Origin of the sequence: Rhodanobacter sp. B04 (assembly GCF_002001125.1) — a bacterium.
Classification (GTDB): domain Bacteria; phylum Pseudomonadota; class Gammaproteobacteria; order Xanthomonadales; family Rhodanobacteraceae; genus Rhodanobacter.
This window is the reverse complement of record NZ_MUNV01000009.1, coordinates 74,313-90,100: the sequence shown is the minus strand read 5'-3', so window position 1 is coordinate 90,100 and position 15,788 is coordinate 74,313. Positions and strand designations below refer to the sequence as shown.

Annotated in this window: 18 protein-coding genes; 5 read left to right on the top strand and 13 right to left on the bottom strand. The window is 65.8% G+C overall.

Going from position 1 to position 15,788, the window contains the following annotated elements:
• The first annotated feature begins 296 nt into the window (after positions 1-296).
• Both tsaB and B0E46_RS08180 read left to right on the top strand, forming a co-directional pair.
• Complete coding sequence (gene tsaB / locus B0E46_RS08185; protein ID WP_077555299.1) at positions 297-989, top strand: tRNA (adenosine(37)-N6)-threonylcarbamoyltransferase complex dimerization subunit type 1 TsaB; 693 nt, start codon at positions 297-299, stop codon at positions 987-989.
• Positions 990-1,048: 59 nt separating this feature from the next.
• The gene (locus tag B0E46_RS08180) at positions 1,049-1,771 is read left to right on the top strand and encodes a phytanoyl-CoA dioxygenase family protein (RefSeq protein ID WP_077555298.1); all 723 of its coding nucleotides are present in this window, start codon (positions 1,049-1,051) and stop codon (positions 1,769-1,771) included.
• On the opposite strand, the gene B0E46_RS08175 is transcribed toward B0E46_RS08180, so the two are convergent.
• Positions 1,727-2,767 (bottom strand): YeiH family protein, encoded by a 1,041-nt coding sequence (locus B0E46_RS08175; protein ID WP_077555297.1) that lies wholly within the window; start codon positions 2,765-2,767, stop codon positions 1,727-1,729. The two genes, B0E46_RS08180 and B0E46_RS08175, sit on opposite strands and share 45 nt — an antisense overlap.
• A gap of 87 nt (positions 2,768-2,854) precedes the next feature.
• Between B0E46_RS08175 and B0E46_RS08170 the strand changes: the two genes are divergently transcribed.
• The gene (locus B0E46_RS08170; RefSeq protein ID WP_077555296.1) at positions 2,855-3,748 is read left to right on the top strand and encodes a LysR family transcriptional regulator; all 894 of its coding nucleotides are present in this window, start codon (positions 2,855-2,857) and stop codon (positions 3,746-3,748) included.
• 126 nt (positions 3,749-3,874) lie between these two features.
• Here the strand turns inward: B0E46_RS08170 and ptsP are convergent, their stop codons facing one another.
• From ptsP to B0E46_RS08110, 12 genes are all read right to left on the bottom strand, one after another.
• The gene (ptsP, locus tag B0E46_RS08165) at positions 3,875-5,617 is read right to left on the bottom strand and encodes a phosphoenolpyruvate--protein phosphotransferase (protein WP_077555295.1); all 1,743 of its coding nucleotides are present in this window, start codon (positions 5,615-5,617) and stop codon (positions 3,875-3,877) included.
• A 139-nt stretch (positions 5,618-5,756) separates the two neighbouring features.
• Positions 5,757-6,026, bottom strand: a complete 270-nt coding sequence (locus B0E46_RS08160; protein WP_077555294.1) for an HPr family phosphocarrier protein — start codon at positions 6,024-6,026, stop codon at positions 5,757-5,759.
• A gap of 8 nt (positions 6,027-6,034) precedes the next feature.
• On the bottom strand, positions 6,035-6,427 hold the full coding sequence (locus tag B0E46_RS08155) for a PTS fructose IIA subunit family protein (RefSeq protein ID WP_077555293.1): 393 nt from the start codon (positions 6,425-6,427) through the stop codon (positions 6,035-6,037).
• 37 nt (positions 6,428-6,464) lie between these two features.
• Positions 6,465-7,367, bottom strand: coding sequence for an RNase adapter RapZ (rapZ, locus tag B0E46_RS08150; RefSeq protein WP_077555292.1), 903 nt, complete (start codon positions 7,365-7,367; stop codon positions 6,465-6,467).
• Positions 7,368-7,371: 4 nt separating this feature from the next.
• Positions 7,372-8,343 carry an HPr(Ser) kinase/phosphatase gene (hprK, locus tag B0E46_RS08145; protein ID WP_217316335.1) on the bottom strand — a complete coding sequence of 324 codons (972 nt, stop codon included), beginning with the start codon at positions 8,341-8,343 and terminating at the stop codon, positions 7,372-7,374.
• 97 nt (positions 8,344-8,440) lie between these two features.
• Positions 8,441-8,764 (bottom strand): ribosome-associated translation inhibitor RaiA, encoded by a 324-nt coding sequence (gene raiA, locus B0E46_RS08140; RefSeq protein ID WP_077555291.1) that lies wholly within the window; start codon positions 8,762-8,764, stop codon positions 8,441-8,443.
• A 146-nt stretch (positions 8,765-8,910) separates the two neighbouring features.
• On the bottom strand, positions 8,911-10,377 hold the full coding sequence (locus tag B0E46_RS08135; protein ID WP_077555491.1) for an RNA polymerase factor sigma-54: 1,467 nt from the start codon (positions 10,375-10,377) through the stop codon (positions 8,911-8,913).
• A gap of 103 nt (positions 10,378-10,480) precedes the next feature.
• Positions 10,481-11,200, bottom strand: a complete 720-nt coding sequence (gene lptB, locus B0E46_RS08130; RefSeq protein WP_077555290.1) for an LPS export ABC transporter ATP-binding protein — start codon at positions 11,198-11,200, stop codon at positions 10,481-10,483.
• A 3-nt stretch (positions 11,201-11,203) separates the two neighbouring features.
• Positions 11,204-11,800 (bottom strand): lipopolysaccharide transport periplasmic protein LptA, encoded by a 597-nt coding sequence (gene lptA / locus B0E46_RS08125; protein ID WP_343124468.1) that lies wholly within the window; start codon positions 11,798-11,800, stop codon positions 11,204-11,206.
• Complete coding sequence (gene lptC, locus B0E46_RS08120; RefSeq protein WP_077555288.1) at positions 11,769-12,446, bottom strand: LPS export ABC transporter periplasmic protein LptC; 678 nt, start codon at positions 12,444-12,446, stop codon at positions 11,769-11,771. The genes lptA and lptC overlap by 32 nt, the downstream gene beginning before the upstream one ends.
• Positions 12,443-12,982, bottom strand: coding sequence for an HAD hydrolase family protein (locus tag B0E46_RS08115; protein WP_077555287.1), 540 nt, complete (start codon positions 12,980-12,982; stop codon positions 12,443-12,445). The genes lptC and B0E46_RS08115 overlap by 4 nt, the downstream gene beginning before the upstream one ends.
• A 44-nt stretch (positions 12,983-13,026) precedes the next feature.
• A complete protein-coding gene (locus B0E46_RS08110) occupies positions 13,027-14,037 on the bottom strand; it encodes a KpsF/GutQ family sugar-phosphate isomerase (RefSeq protein WP_077555286.1) in 1,011 nt (336 codons plus the stop codon).
• Between the two features lie 205 nt (positions 14,038-14,242).
• On the opposite strand from B0E46_RS08110, the gene B0E46_RS08105 reads away from it, so the two are divergent.
• Together B0E46_RS08105 and murA are read left to right on the top strand one after the other, a co-directional pair.
• Positions 14,243-14,482: a BolA/IbaG family iron-sulfur metabolism protein gene (locus B0E46_RS08105; RefSeq protein WP_077555285.1), complete on the top strand. Its 240-nt coding sequence runs from the start codon at positions 14,243-14,245 to the stop codon at positions 14,480-14,482.
• A gap of 40 nt (positions 14,483-14,522) precedes the next feature.
• The gene (gene murA, locus B0E46_RS08100; protein WP_077555284.1) at positions 14,523-15,782 is read left to right on the top strand and encodes a UDP-N-acetylglucosamine 1-carboxyvinyltransferase; all 1,260 of its coding nucleotides are present in this window, start codon (positions 14,523-14,525) and stop codon (positions 15,780-15,782) included.
• Positions 15,783-15,788: the final 6 nt, after the last annotated feature.

Genomic DNA, 15,788 nt, shown 5'->3' with positions numbered 1-15,788 from the left:
AGTGGATGGGTGCATCCACCTCGACCAGGTCAAGGCGCGGATGCCCGAGACTGAGGGACCACATCGACTGCACGAAGTTTCTGCAGGGCAGCACCTGCTGGGGTGGAAAGGGTCCGGGAGCCCTGACATCGGGGCTACGCGGACGGCGTCGCAGGCCATGGCTGAATACCCGTCACGATCTGTTCCCGAGGGGCAGGCCCATACTCGTTACTGAACCGCCGACGGCCCTCGCACTGCCCGTCATTCGCCACTCCGGCGTGCTGTCATGGTTTTCCCGCGAATGCGAGAATGTCGTCATGAACCTGCTTGCCATCGAAACCGCCACCGAAGCCTGCTCCGTCGCCCTGATCCACGGCGACGAACTGATCGCGCGCAGCGAGATCGCACCGCGCCGGCACACCGAGCTGGTGCTGCCGATGGCCGATGCCCTGCTGGCCGAGGCCGGCATCGGCCGGCACGCGCTCGATGCGATTGCCGTCGGCCGCGGCCCTGGCGCGTTCACCGGCGTGCGGCTGGGCGTGTCGCTGGCACAGGGCATGGCGCTGGCACTGGACCTGCCGGTGATCACCATTTCATCGCTGGCCGCGCTGGCGCTGGAAGCGCCGGAAGAGGAAGGTACGGCGATCCTCGCCGTGATCGACGCGCGCATGGGCGAAATCTATGCCGCCTGTTACCGCCGAGACGACAACGGCGGAGTGATCGCGCTGGACGACGAACGCATCTGCACCGCCGAGACCCTGCAGTTGCCGCAAACCGGCGCGTGGCAGGTCGTCGGCAGCGGCTGGGCCACCTATGCCACGGTATTGTGCGAGCGCCTGACCGGCCCCCTGCATTCGGCCGATGGCCTGCGCTATCCGCAGGCTGCGCATGTTGCCGAGTTGGCGCTGCGCGAATTCAAGGCTGGTCGCATGCAGGCGCCGGAGCTGGCTTTGCCGGTGTATTTGCGCGACAAGGTGGCGTTGACGCTGGTGGAGCAGGGGAAGGCGTGATGTGTTTCATCCAAGTTTCATCCAGTCGTTCAGAACAGCCATATGCATGACGTTCGTTCATGCAGTTAAGTCAGGCTACATTTGACAGGCAGGGCTTTGCGATTTTGCCTTCCGTCATTTCGGAGGCAGAGTGCGACCGCCTGGTGTCTGCGGTCGAAGGGGCCGACAAGGCAATCGCCGGCTCCCGCCGGCTCCTTGGTGTTGAATCGCTGGCACATGCAGCCGAGAGCATCCGGAGCCATCCCGTCATCAGCCAGTTTCTTGCGGCGCGATCGCGGGCAGTGCAATGCACTTTGTTTTCGAAAGGACTCATGACGAACTGGTCGGTTAGTCCGCACCAGGACTTATGCATTCCAGTGCAGCAACGTGTGGAAACTCCCGGATGGTCAGGCTGGTCGGTTAAAGAGGGAATAACTTTTGTACAGCCACCAGTACATATCCTGGAACAACTTGTTGCCGTGCGATTGCAACTGGATACGCATTCTTCAGAAACGGGGCCGCTTGAGGTGGTGCCGGGTACACATCTTCTGGGTAGGCTTGGTAATGCGGAAATCCTGGAGCATGCGTCACGTGGAAAATATCGCTGTGTAGTCCCGCGATGTGGTGCGGTTGTCATGCGCCCATTGATTGTTCATTCGTCGGGCAAGTCGGTTATGGACAGACGCCGCCGCATACTTCATTTTCTGTTCGGGCCGCCGTTACCGATCGGCTTGGGATGGGCTGAAATGGCTTGGCGGTCAAAGTTGCCCGATCATCCATTGCACCAGCAGGCTGCTCACTGAGACGGCGATCCATACGCCCAGACCCAGCAGGATCGGCCGCGCACCGCTGGCGGCCATCCGACGCAAGTTGGCTGACAAGCCAATCGCGGTCAGCGCCACGATGATCAGGAATTCCGCCAGAAGATGGATGGCGGGCTGGATGGCGAGCGGTACCAGCCCGGCGGTGCGCACCGCCGAGGCGACCAGAAACCACAGGATGAACCACGGGAAGATGCTGGCGAGGCTGAAATGGCCGACGCTGCCTGCCTGCTTGTGCCGGCGCTTCTCGCGCGCGGCGACGGCGAAGGCGAGTACTAGACAGACCGGGATGATCAGGGTGGCGCGGGTCAGCTTGACGATGGTGGCGTAGTCGCCTGCCATATGGCTGTAGCTGTAGCCGGCCGCCACCACCGACGAGGTGTCGTTGATCGCGGTGCCGGCCCACAGGCCGAAGCCCATGTCGGACATGTGCATCAGGTGGCCGAGCAGGGGAAACAGCAGCACGGCGACCAGGTTGAACAGGAAGATGGTGGAGATCGCGAACGCGGTGTCGTGGTCGTCCGGGCGGATGATCGGTGTCACCGCGGCAATTGCCGAGCCGCCACAGATCGCAGTGCCCACGCCGATCAGGATCTTCAGCTTGTCGTGCACGCCGAGCCAGCGCCCGAGCAGCCACGCGGCGAGGAAGGCCACGGTCATCGTGACCAGGGTCACCGACAGCGATTCGAGGCCGGTCTTCGCCACCTGGCTGAGGCTGAGTCCGAAACCGAGCGCAATGATCGACCACTGCAGCACGTACTTGCCGGTGAACGCGATGCCCGGCTGGTAACGTTCGCCCGGCGGCAACAGGTTGCGCACGATGATGCCCAGCACGATGCCGATCACCGGGCCGCCGATCAACGGCATGCAACGCCCCAATGCCATGGCGACCAAGCCGATCGTCAGCGCCAGCAACAAACCGGGTGTGCGCATACGCAGCGTGGGACGGATAAGGGCGGCGATGGGTGACGCGTTCATGCATGGGCTCCGGCAACTGCGCCATTGTCCGTGTCTGCATCAATCAGGAAAATTTGGAATATCTGATCAGATGTATAAGATAGGCTGATGATCAACATCAGCCCGCGCCAGCTGGAAGTGTTCGTGCAGATCGCGCTGCATGGCAGCGTGCGTGCCGCCGCCGAGCGGCTGCACCTGACCCAGCCGGCCGCCAGCATGGCGCTGGCGGAAATGGAGCGGCAACTGGATGCGCCGGTCTTCGCACGCGAGCGCGGCCGCCTGCGGCTGAACGCGCGCGGCCGCGAACTGTTGCCGCTGGCGCAGGAGTTGCTGGAGCGGCATGCCGAATTCGGCCGCCGCGGCAGTGAAAATGGGGTGGCGCTGGGTGGCGAGTTGCGCATCGGTGCCAGCAATACGGTGGGTAATTACCGTGTAGGTGAATTGCTGGGCGCGTTCGTGCGCGCCCATCCGCAGGTGGCGATCCGCCTGCGCGTGGCGAATACCGAAGCGATCGCCGCCAGCGTGCTCGACCACAGCCTGGACATCGGTTGTGTCGAAGGACCGGTAACGCACCCGTTGCTGGAAGTGCGGCCGTGGCGCGATGACCTGTTGGTGGTGTGCGCCCCGCCGGAACATACGCTGGCGCGCAAGCGCAGCCTGAAGCCGGCGGATTTCGCCGGCGCACGCTGGGTATTGCGCGAGCCGGGCTCGGCCACGCGTACGACCAGCGAGCGCGTGCTGGCGCAGCTGCCGCCGGGTGAGACCGTGCTGGAACTGGATCAGATCGAGGCGATCAAGCAGGTCGTGGTCGCCGGCCTCGGTATCGCCTGCCTGCCTGTGGTTGCGGTGACCGATGCGCTGGCGACCGGGCGGCTGAAGGCACTGAAAACCCCGTTCCTCGATCTGCGCCGCAAGCTGTCGCTCTTGCTGCACCGGCAGAAATACCGCGGCGCGCTGCTGGACGAGTTTCTCAAGCACGCCGGTTTCGATCGGGCGGATTGAGCCGTCCCCGATCCGGCAACGCATGACATGAATGCGGAGCGAGGGTGGGCTGCGTCAACTGGGCAAAGCAAAAAAGAAGCCCTTCTTGCCCGAGGCGGGAGGCAGAGGCTGTTCGCGGTCGATCGGCTATGCGGCTGACGAGCCCACGATCTCGTTCAGCAGCGCCTCGGCCTGTTCGTGGGTATGCGCGCGCAGCAGCCGGGCGGCATGACGGCGCAGATGGGCGTGGTCCAGCGTGGCGAGGCGGTCGCGCACCTGCAGGATCTGGCCGGGATGCATGCTGAATTCGTGCAGGCCCAACAGCAGCAGCAGCGCGGTGAAGTTCACGTCGCCGGCGATCTCGCCGCACAGGCTCACCGGCTTCTTCGCGCGGCGGCCGGCGCCGATCACGTGCGAGAGCAGCCTCAATAGTGCCGGTTGCAGCGGGTTGTAGATGTTCTCCAGCGCATCGTTGCCGCGGTCGGCGGCGAGCACGTACTGGGCCAGGTCGTTGGTGCCGATCGCGAGGAAGTCGGCATGCTCCAGCAGGGCGCGCACGTTGATCGCCGCCGCCGGCACCTCGATCATCGCGCCCAGCGGCAACTTCTCCGGCAGGTCGATGTTCTCGCGTTTCAGATCCTGCCGGGCCAGCTTGAACAGCGTGCGCACCGCGATCAGTTCGTCCGGCTGGGTCACCATCGGCACCAGCACGCGTACCGGGCCGTAGCAGGCGGCGCGCAGGATCGCGCGGATCTGGGTGGAGAACACTGCGGGATAACGCAACGACAGGCGCACGCCACGCACCCCGAGCGCGGGGTTTTCCTCGCCGCGCAGCACCAGGCCGGCGGCATCGGCCTTGTCGGCGCCGAGGTCCAGCGTGCGGATCGTCACCGGCAAGCCGCCCATGCCCATCACCAGGTCGCGATAGGCGATGAACTGTTCGTCTTCCGACGGCAGTCCCTTGTGCTTGAGGAACAGGAATTCCGTACGGTACAGGCCGACGCCGTCGGCGCCACGCGCACGCGCGCTGGCCACGTCGGCAGGGGTTTCGGCGTTGGCATACAGGCAGATTTCGACATCGTCGCGGGTGCGCGTGGGCGCGTTTGCCAGCTTGGCCAGGCGGCGCCCCTCGATCGCCGCCTCGCGCTGCCAGGCGCGATAGCGCGACAGGTCCTGCGCGGTGGGATGCACGATCGCCTCGCCGCGCTCGGCGTCGAGCAGGATCAGGTCGTCGTCATGGATGGTCGACAACGCATCACGGGTGCCGACCAGCATCGGCAGGCCGAGGCTGCGCGCGAGGATTGCGCTATGCGAATACGGGCTGCCGGAGCTGCCGACCACGCCGAGCAGGCCGTTGCCGGCCAGTTGCGCCATGTCGGCCGGCGCGATGCTGTCGGCGATCAGGATCTCGCCGACGCGCGCGGCCAGCTTGCGCTCTTCCGGGCTGGTCTGCCGCTGCAGGGCGGAGATCACCCGGTTGATCACCTGTTCGACGTCTTCCTTGCGGCTGCGCAGGTATGGGTCGTCCATCGCCTCGAACACGGCGGACAGGCGGTCGCGTTGTTTCTTAAGTGCGGCACCGGGGCGGTAATGGCCGATCCGCACCAGGTCATCCAGTCCGCGCAACAACTCGGCGTCGTCCAGCAGCAGGCTGTGCGCGTCGATGAATTCGTTGACCTCGCGCGCCAACGCGCCATGCAGCTTGCCACGCAGCTCGCGCAGTTCCTGCCGGGCCGTGTCCAGCGCGCGGTGCAGATGCTCCAGCTCGACCTCGATCTCTTCCTCGGCCAATGGCCGGGTGTCGACACTGTAGCGGCTCGGCTGCACCAGCCGGGCCCGGCCCAGTGCCATGCCGTGGGCGGCGATCGTGCCGTTGAGCACGTGCCTCATGCGCGGGTTCCAGTGGGAGCGGGGAATCCCGCAAGGGGACTTCCTGACGGTCGCGGGAAACGGGGAGCGGGGCACAGAGAAGCAGCCAGCGCGTTGCGCAGGTTCGGTCGTTCGCCGTTCCCTGTTCCCTGCTTCATCCTCAGGCTCCTTCGTCGAACTTGCGCTCGAACAGCGCGACCACGGCATCCAGGGTGGATTGCTCATCCGGGCCATCGACACGGATGGTCAGCGGCGTGCCGATGCCGGCGGCCAGCATCATCACGCCCATGATGCTCTGCGCATTGATCTCGCGACCCTTGCTGACCAGCCACACGGTGGATTTGAAACCCTGCACCAGCTGCACCAGTTTGGCCGAGGCGCGGGCATGCAGGCCGAGCTTGTTGGAAACGACGATCTCTTGCTCAAGCATGATTGAAGTCAGGCATGGTCGATGAAAATTCCCCCGCGGCCACCGCTGGCCGCGATCTCGGCCAGTTCGTCCAGTGGTTTTTCCGCATAGTTGAGTACGCGCAGCAGCATCGGCAGGTTGAGGCCCGACACGCAGCGCAGGTGGACGCCCAGCGCACCGAGCGACAGGCCGATATTGCACGGCGTGGCGCCGTACAGGTCGGCCAGCACCAGCACGCCATCGCCCTGATCGAGTTCCCGCGCATGGCGCGCGGTCAGCGTACGCATCACGTCCGGATCGGATTGTGGCGGAATCTCCACGGCAGCCACCTGCAGCGGCAGTTTCGGCATCACGTGATGCGCGGCGGAGATCAATGCCTGGCCGACCGCCTCATGAGTCATCAACAGCACGCCGACGCTCATGACCGGTTCCTCGTGGCGCCTGCAGGCGGCATGGTCTTCACTCCAGCTCTCGATGGAAGGTGAGTACGCCTTCGCGGCGATCACGGTAATGCGCGGCGAGCTTCTCGACCAGATAGACCGAACGATGCCGACCACCGGTGCAGCCGACCGAGATCGTCACGTAGCTGCGGTCGTCCTGCTCGAAGCGCGGCAGCCACGCATCCAGCCAGCGCGCGGTGTCGAGAAAGTATTCGGTGACGAGTGGCTCGGCATCGAGAAATTCGCGCACCGGCGCATCCTTGCCCGACAGCGGCCGCAAGTGTGCATGCCAGTGCGGGTTCGGCAGACAGCGCGCATCGAACACGAAGTCCGCATCCAGCGGCAGGCCGCGACGGAATGCGAACGACTGGAACATCAGGGTGAGCCCGGCGGTTGCCTGGGCGTAGCCGGTGGCGACGAGGCGGCGCAGCTGGTGCACGTTGAGCTCGCTGGAATCGATCACCTTCTCGGCGATCGCCATCAGCGGGCGCAGCAGTTTGCGTTCTTCGACGATCGCGTCGGCCAGCGACACGCCGCGCGTGGCCAGCGGGTGCCGGCGGCGGGTTTCCGAATAGCGCTTGATCAGCACCGCGTCGCTGCAATCCAGAAAGATCAGATGCACCTGCACGCCGGCGCCAGCCAGTTCCGACAGGACGGTCGGCATGTGCGAGAAATCCGCGCCGCGGTTGCGCACATCCACGCCGACGGCGATGCGCCGGTGCTTGCTGTTGCCCTTGATCACGGCATTGACCAGCTGCGGCAGCAGCGCCGAGGGCAGGTTGTCGACGCAGTAGAACTCCAGGTCTTCCAGCGCGCGCAGCGCCACGGTCTTGCCGCCACCGGACATGCCGGTGAGCACGATCAGGTGGATCTCGTGCGGATCGACCAGCGGATTGAGCAGGGGCGTATCGGCTTCGTTCATGGGCTCACCACGGCGGCAGCCGACGCAGCTGGTGCGCCTGGCGGTCGATGAAGGTCTGCGCCGGATCGATGCCCTTGCTCTTCAGCGCGTGGCTGCGCACGGCGGCTTCGACCAGCACGGCAAGGTTGCGTCCCGGCGCCACCGGGATGGTGATCATCGGCACCGGCACGTCGAAGATCTCGCGATGGCCGATGTCGCCGGTGAGGCGGGTCAGTGCATCGGTTTCCTCGCCCTCGCGCATGGGCTTGAGGTGGATCACCAAGCGCAGGTACTTGGACGGCTTGACCGACATGTGGCCGAACATCTCGCGCACGTTGAGCACGCCCAGGCCGCGCACTTCCAGCAGGTCCTGCAGCAGCTCGGGGCAGGTACCGTCGATCACGTCCGGCGCGATCAGGGTGAACTCGGTGGCGTCGTCGGCGACCAGCCGGTGGCCGCGGCTGATCAGTTCCAGCGCCAGCTCGCTCTTGCCGGAACCGGCCTCGCCGGTGATCAGCACGCCGATCGAGAACACTTCCAGGAACACCCCGTGCAGGGTGGTCTTCGCCGCCAGCATGCGCGCCAGATGATATTGCAGATAGGTCAGCAACTCATGCCCGCGCTTGGGACTGATCCACAGCGGCGTGTTGGTTTCCTCGGCGACCTCGCGCAGGTCGGCCGGCACGGCCTGGTCCTTGGTCACGATCAGCGCCACCGGCTGGTAGGCGGCGATCTTGTGCATGACCTCCCAGCGCTGGCGCGAATCCAGCCCGTCGAGGAAGTTCAGTTCCTCGGTGCCGATGATCTGGATCTTGTTCGGGTAGATGACGTTGAGGTAGCCGATCAGCGAAGGCCGGCGCGACTGCGCGGCACCGGGCTCGATCGCGCGCGTTTCCCCGCGCATGCCGGACAGCCAGCGCAGGGCCATGCGTTCGTGGACGCCATCGTAGAGTTGTCGTGCGCTGATCCGGTCCAAGCGAAGATCCTTGCGTCGCATGGGGGCTGCTGCGACGGCATGACCATTGTGCCAGCTTGGACGAAGACGCGCCTTCGGAACGGAAGCGGCCCGCCGGAAGGGCGGGCCGCGGGAGGGATCAGCCGTACTGGCGCGCTTCGCGCGCTTCCTGCTGATGCTTGTCGCTGACCTTCTCGCGATGCTTGCGCAACTGGTTGACCAGCTTGTCGAACAGGATATCGATGGAGGCATACATGTCGGCCTCGGTGGCCTCGGCATGCAAGGTGGCGCCGATCACGCCCAAGGTGCCCTCGGCACGTTGTCGGAGCTTGTCGACGGACAGCACGACCGCGAGGCTGAGCAGTTTGTCGTCGAGGCGAGTGAGGCGATCGAGCTTGGCGGTGGCGTGTTCGCGCAGGGCCGGGGTGACTTCAATCTGCTGGCCGCTGAGTTGGAATTGCATGGGGCGCCTCCTCTGGTGCTGCAGGCCGCGTTTCGCGGCGGGATGGACGTGCCGTAGCCGGGAAGGCGGCGGCACATCGTCAATCATCTTTCAGGTATGGGAACGCTTTTGTGAGAACCAAGTTCCCGCACGGACGTGAATGCGGATCAGCTGGCGCGCTGACGTTCGCTGGAGCTGGGAATGCGCAGTCCCTCCCGGTATTTGGCCACGGTGCGACGGGCGACCTGGATGCCCTTGCGCTGCAACTCCTCGGCGATGGCCTGGTCGGAAAGCGGCCTGCGTGCGTCCTCCGCATCGATCAGCTTGCGCAGCATGGCCTGGATGGCGGTAGCCGAGGCGCTGCCGCCGTCCTCGGTGGAGACGCCGCTGGAAAAGAAGTACTTCAGCTCGAACGTGCCGCGCGGGGTATGGATGTATTTGCGGGTGGTGACCCGCGAGATGGTCGATTCGTGCATGCCGACCTCCTCGGCCACTTCGCGCAATACCAGCGGGTGCATCGCCTCGGGGCCGTAATCGAGGAATGCGCTTTGCCGGCGCACGATCGCCTCGGCCACCTTGAGCAGGGTTTCGGCGCGCGATTCCAGGCTCTTGATCAGCCAGCGCGCCTCCTGCAGCTGGCCGCGCATCCAGCTGGCGTCCTCGCCGCGCGCCTGCGCGATCAGGCCGCAGTAATGCTGGTTGAGGCCCAGCCGCGGCTGCGCATCCGGATTCAGGCTGACCCGCCAGCGGCTGCCATCGCGCAGCGCGTAGACATCCGGTGCGACATATTCCACCGGGGTGGCATCCAGGGCGGCACCCGGGCGGGGGTCGAGGCTGCGGATCAGTATCGCGGCGGCGGCCACCTCGTCCTCGCTGACCCGCAGGCGGCGCGCCAACCGCGCGATGTCGTTGCGCGCCAGCAGTTCCAGCTCGCTGTCGACCATGCGCAGGGCCAGCTCGCGCTGCGGCGTGCCCGGATCGAACTGCTCCAGTTGCACGCGCAGGCAATCACGCAGATCAAGGCTGCCGACGCCGGCGGGGTCGAAGCCCTGCAGCCGCCGACGCACGGCATCGACCTCGTCGAGCCCGGCCTTCAGGTCGGCCGGGAGAACCGCCAGTACCGCGTCCAGCCCCTCGGAGAGATAGCCGTCGGCATTCAGGAAGTCGATCAGCACGGTGGCGATCAGATGCTGGCGCGGGTTGAACGACGCCATGTTGAGCTGCCACAGCAAGTGTTGCTGCAAGGTCTCCGGCGCGGCGTTCTGCGGTTCGAAGTCGTCATCGCCGCGCGAGCCGACGCTGCCGCTGCTGCCGGCGCTGCTGCTGGAGAAGTCGATCGGCGATTCGGCCACGACGCCATCGGCCCACTCGCCACCGTCATCGCCGTCATTTGGGCTGCTGCCTGCGTCAGCGATGCTCTCGGCGCTTGGGTATTCGCTTTCGGCGCTTTCGCGATCGACGGTTTCCTCGTCCTCGATCTCTTCGGCGAACTCCAGCAGCGGGTTGCTCTCCGCGATCTGCCGCAGCTCGGCTTCCAGCTCCAGCTGCGACAGCTGCAGCAGACGGATCGCCTGCTGCAGTTGCGGCGTCAGGGTCAGCTGCTGGTGGAGACGAAACTGCAGTGCGGGTTTCATGCCAGCCAGGTCGAAGGAATTCGCGGCCATCCTAACGCTTGCCCGCGGGCGCGGCCATAGCCGTGCGCAACCGCTTGTCGCACAAACCTTAAGAGCATGGGGATCAGAGGCGGAATTCGCGGCCCAGATAGACCTCGCGCACCTTTTCGTCGGCGAGGATGTGCGCCGGGGTGCCGCGGGACAGCACCTCGCCTTCGCTCATGATGTAGGCGCGGTCGCAGATGCCCAGTGTTTCGCGCACGTTGTGGTCGGTGATCAGCACGCCGATGCCGCGCTCCTTCAGGTGGCGGACGATGCGCTGGATTTCGCCGACCGAAATCGGGTCGACGCCGGCAAACGGCTCGTCCAGCAGCATGTAGCGCGGCCGCGCGGCCAACGCGCGGGCGATTTCAACGCGGCGACGTTCGCCGCCGGACAGGCTGACACCTTTCTGGCCGGCGATATGGCTGATCTTCAACTCGTCGAGCAGGCCTTCCAATTCGCTGTTGCGCTGCTGTTCGCTCAAGCCCTCGCGAAGTTCCAGCACTGCCAGGATGTTGTCGGCCACGCTGAGCCGGCGGAATACCGAGGCTTCCTGTGGCAGGTAGCCGATGCCGAGCTTGGCGCGGGCATGCATAGGCAGGCCGGTGATGTCCTGCTTGTCCAGCTTGATGCTGCCGGCGTCGGCTTCGATCAGCCCGACCACCATGTAGAAGCAGGTGGTCTTGCCGGCGCCGTTCGGGCCGAGCAGGCCGACGACCTCGCCCTCGCGGATCGAGAAAGCGAAATCCCGCACCACTTTGCGCGCCTTGAAACTTTTCTGCAGACCTTCAGCGGAGAGCATCGGTTATGGCTGCCTCTGCGAAGACGCCGACGAACTGCTGGCCGGCGCCGGCGCGGGCTTGGCGCCCGTACTCGATGCCGAGGCGGGTTTGGTGCTGGAGGGTGTGGCCACCGGCTCGCCGGCGGCCGGCTTGCCTGGCGCCACCGGGTGGGGTTTCGGCAGGAAGGTCATGTGCACGCGGCCATCGCCGTTGCTTTCACCGGTGATGTAGGAGGTCTGGGTGTTATAGGTGAGCTTGTCGCCATGCGCCTCGCCACGGCCCTGCTGGTGCACCACGGCATTGGTGGTGAGCACGGCAATGCCGTTGATGTTGTCGTAGTCCAGCGTAAGCGCGTCGCCGGTCACCAGGTTGCCGCTGTCGTCCAGTTGCTCGATGTGTGCCGGCTTGCCGGTCACCACGATGCGGCTTACCTGCTGGTCGCCGTCCACGTGGATCTTGGCCAGATCACCGGTCACCTTCATGGTGCCCTGGGTGATGAGGATGTGGCCGGTCAGCGTGGTGATGCTGTTGGGTGCATTGAAGCCGTCGAAACTGTCGGCGTGCACCACGTTCATCGGCTGGTTGCGGTCATCTTGCTTGGCCAGCACCGGTTGCAGCACCAGCAGCCCCAGGAGTACCAGGCCGAACCGGATGGTTCTTCTGGCGCGGGATAAGAGTGCCGTGGACGTCATGGAGTAGCTCCAGATGATTTTCGTTGAGATTGGCGCGCATGCCGACGCCGTTCATTCTACTGTCGCCCTGCGTCATCAAGGCAGGCTCCGCGGTTTCCATGCGGTTTTCCTTGGGCCAGGCGGTGATTTCCGAGGTGTGCAGGGTGGCTACCGGCTGGGTCACGCCTTGTGCATCGACGAAGGCCGGACGGTGCAGGTAGACCGGGCCCTGCAGTTTGAGCAGGGTGCCCGGCTTGTTGACCCAGCCGTACAGGGACTCGCCCTCCCAGTCCGGTATGCCCGGTTGCTTGGCAGGCATCTGGAAGGTGGGTGAATTGAGATAGAGCGAGTCGTCGCTCTCGCGCCGCTCCAGGTGCGGCGACTGCACCCTCAGCCCGGGCATGCCGTCGACGTCGTATTCGGTGACGCGCGCATTGGTCAGGGTATAGCCGGAGCGTGGCGGCCCTACAAAATCCTGGTTGGACGACGGTGGCCCCAGCCACCACTGCAACACCTGCAGGATGCCTGCCGCCAGGGCGATCAGGACAATCGATGCAGGCAGGCGGCGGTCGCGCAACCAGAGCCACAGCTTCACTGCCAGCGCTCCCGCTCGGCCGCGCTCTTGCCCTGGGCAAGCAGGATCAGGTCGCACACTTCGCGCGCGGCGCCCATCCCGCCACTCTTGCTAGTCTGCCAGTGCGCCTGTTCGGCGACCCAGGGGTGCGCATTGGCCACGGCGATGGACAGGCCGGCAATGCGCATCGGCGACAGGTCGGGCAGATCGTCGCCGATAAAGGCGACCTGCTCAGGCGCGAGATGCAGTGCGTCGAGCAGCTCCAGCAGGCAGGCGCGCTTGTCGCCCTGGCCCTGGTAGACATGGGCGATATCCAGTTCCTCGGCACGCAGCGCCACCGGATGGCTGATCCGCGCGGTGATCAAGGCCACCTGCACACCGTTTGCCTGCAATTGCTTCAGGCCGAGGCCGTCGTGCACATGGAACACCTTGGTCTCGTGGCCATCCTCGCTGTACCACAGGCGCCCGTCGGTCAGGGTGCCGTCGACGTCGAATACCGCCAGGCGCACCTTGGCGGCACGGTCGAGGACGTCGGCAGGTAGATCAGCCAGATACATGGAGGGCGCGGACTCGAGCGGTTGTGATTGAAGGCGACGCGTGATCAGACCACACGTGCACGGAGCAGATCATGAATGTTCAGCGCACCAACCACGCGGTGCTCGTCATCGACCACCAGCAAGGCGTGGATCTGGTGCTTTTCCATCAGCTGCGCCGCTTCGGCGGCCAGCTTGTCGGCGCCGATCGTCTTCGGGCCGCGGGTCATCAGTTCGGCCACGGTGGCGCCACGCAGATCCACGCCCTCGTCGTCCAGCGCGCGGCGCAGGTCGCCATCGGTAAAGACGCCCAGCAAGCGTTGTTCGGCATCGACCACGGCGGTCATGCCCAGATGCTTGCGGGTCATCTCGACCAGGGCGGCGGTAAGACTGGCGTCCGGCGGCACCCTGGGCACGTCGTCGCCGCTGTGCATCACGTCGCTGATGCGCAGCAGCAGGCGCCGGCCAAGGCTGCCGGCCGGATGCGAGCGGGCGAAATCGTCCGAGGTAAAGCCGCGCGCGTCCAGCAGCGCGATCGCCAGCGCATCGCCCAGCACCAGCGCCACCGTGGTGCTGGTGGTCGGTGCCAGGCCCAGCGGGCAGGCCTCGCTGGAGATGCTGCCGTCGAGATGCACGTCGGCCTGGCTCGCCAGCGAGGAGCCGGGCTTGCCGGTGATCGCGATCAGCGGGATGCCCTGGCGCTTGATCACCGGCAGGATGAACAGCAGCTCGTCGGTCTCGCCGGAGTAGGACAGCGCCAGCACAACGTCCTGCGGCAGGATCATGCCAAGGTCACCATGGCTGGCCTCGCCCGGATGCACGAAGAACGCCGGCGTACCGGTGGAGGCCAGGGTGGCGGCGATCTTGCGCGCCACGTGCCCGGATTTGCCCATGCCGCTGACGATCACGCGGCCCTTGCAGGCCAGGATCAGCCGGCAAGCCTCGACGAAGTCCGGTCCGATCCGCGATTCCAGCGCCTGCACCGCCGCCGCTTCGGTGGCGACCACCGTGCGGGCACTGCGCGCGATGGCGTCCGGGTTCAGGTCGATCGGGGCGGGAGGGGCGATGCGTGCGTTCATGAGTTCTCGGGAGAAGGGGGCGGATGCCGGCATCGCCATGGCGACTGCGCAGTGGTCAGGCCGGTCGGCAGTTGCCGTCGTTTCTGTGCCAGAGGATTTCCATTACCATGGCATATTCTCATTTTAACGTCATAAGCCGCATCCTGGATTTGGCACGCGCCGGAATCCTGCCGCGGCGACCCCAGTTGTGTACGGAATATTCCCGATGGATCCAGCCAGCATCCAGGCAATGATCGAAACCGGCCTGCCCGGAGCACAGGCCGATGTCAGCGGCGCCGACGGCGTGCATTTCGAAGCCACCGTGGTGGCCAGCCAGTTTGCCGGCAAGTTGCCGTTGGCGCGGCATCGGCTGGTCTATGCCACGCTGGGCGACTTGATGGGTGGCGCGATCCATGCGCTGGCGTTGAAGACCCTGACTCCCGAGGAAGTCGCGGCGCGCCGTTGAGGCTGCAGCCGGATTTCCCCCTCATTATTCAAGGAAAACGATGGCCAAGATCCTGATCAGTGGCGGCACGCCGCTCCAAGGCGAGGTCGGCATTTCCGGCGCCAAGAACGCCGTATTGCCGATTCTCGCCGGCTGCCTGCTCGCCGACGAGCCGGTCAGCATCGGCAATGTGCCGCACCTGCACGACGTCACCACCTTCATCGAGTTGCTTGGCCAGATGGGCGTGCGGCTGGTGCTGGACGACCGCATGAAGATGCACGTCGATCCGCGCACCACCAGCACCTGCGTGGCGCCGTACGACCTGGTGCGCACGATGCGCGCCTCGATCCTGGTGCTCGGCCCGCTGGTGGCGCGTTTCGGCCAGGCCGAAGTCTCGCTGCCGGGCGGCTGCGCGATCGGCTCGCGTCCGGTCGACCAGCACATTCGCGGGCTGCAGGCGCTGGGCGCCGACATCACGGTCGAGAACGGCTACATCAAGGCGAAGGCTTCGCGGCTGAAGGGCGCGCGCATCCTGATGGACATGGTCACCGTCACCGGCACCGAAAACATCATGATGGCCGCCACCCTGGCGCAGGGCACCACGGTGATCGAGAACGCCGCGCAGGAACCCGAGGTGGTCGATCTGGCGCACTGCCTGATCGCGATGGGCGCCCAGATCGAGGGCGCCGGCAGCTCGACCATGATCATCCATGGCGTCGAGCGCCTGCACGGTGCCGAGTACGAAGTGCTGCCCGACCGCATCGAGACCGGCACCTTCCTGGTCGGCGCGGCGATGACCGGCGGCAAGGTGCGCGCGCGGCATGCCCGCGCCAATACGCTCGATGCCGTGCTGGCCAAGCTGGAAGAGGCCGGTGCGCACATTTCGACCGGCGACGACTGGATCGAGCTGGACATGGGCGGCCGCCGGCCGAAGGCGGTCAACATCAGCACCGCGCCGTATCCGGCGTTCCCGACCGACATGCAGGCGCAGTTCACCGCGCTCAACTGCGTCGCCGAAGGCACCGGCGTGGTCACCGAGACGGTGTTCGAGAACCGCTTCATGCATGCGCACGAACTGCAGCGGCTGGGCGCGGACATCCGCCTCGAGGGCAATACCGCCGTGGTGCAGGGCGTCAAGGAAATGAGCGGCGCCCCGATCATGGCCACCGACCTGCGCGCCTCGGCCTGCCTGGTGCTGGCCGGCCTGGTGGCCAAGGGCGACACCATCGTCGATCGCGTCTATCACATCGATCGCGGCTACGAGAACATCGAGGAAAAGCTCGGCGTACTCGGCGCGAAGATCCGTCGCCTGCCGAACTGAACTGGC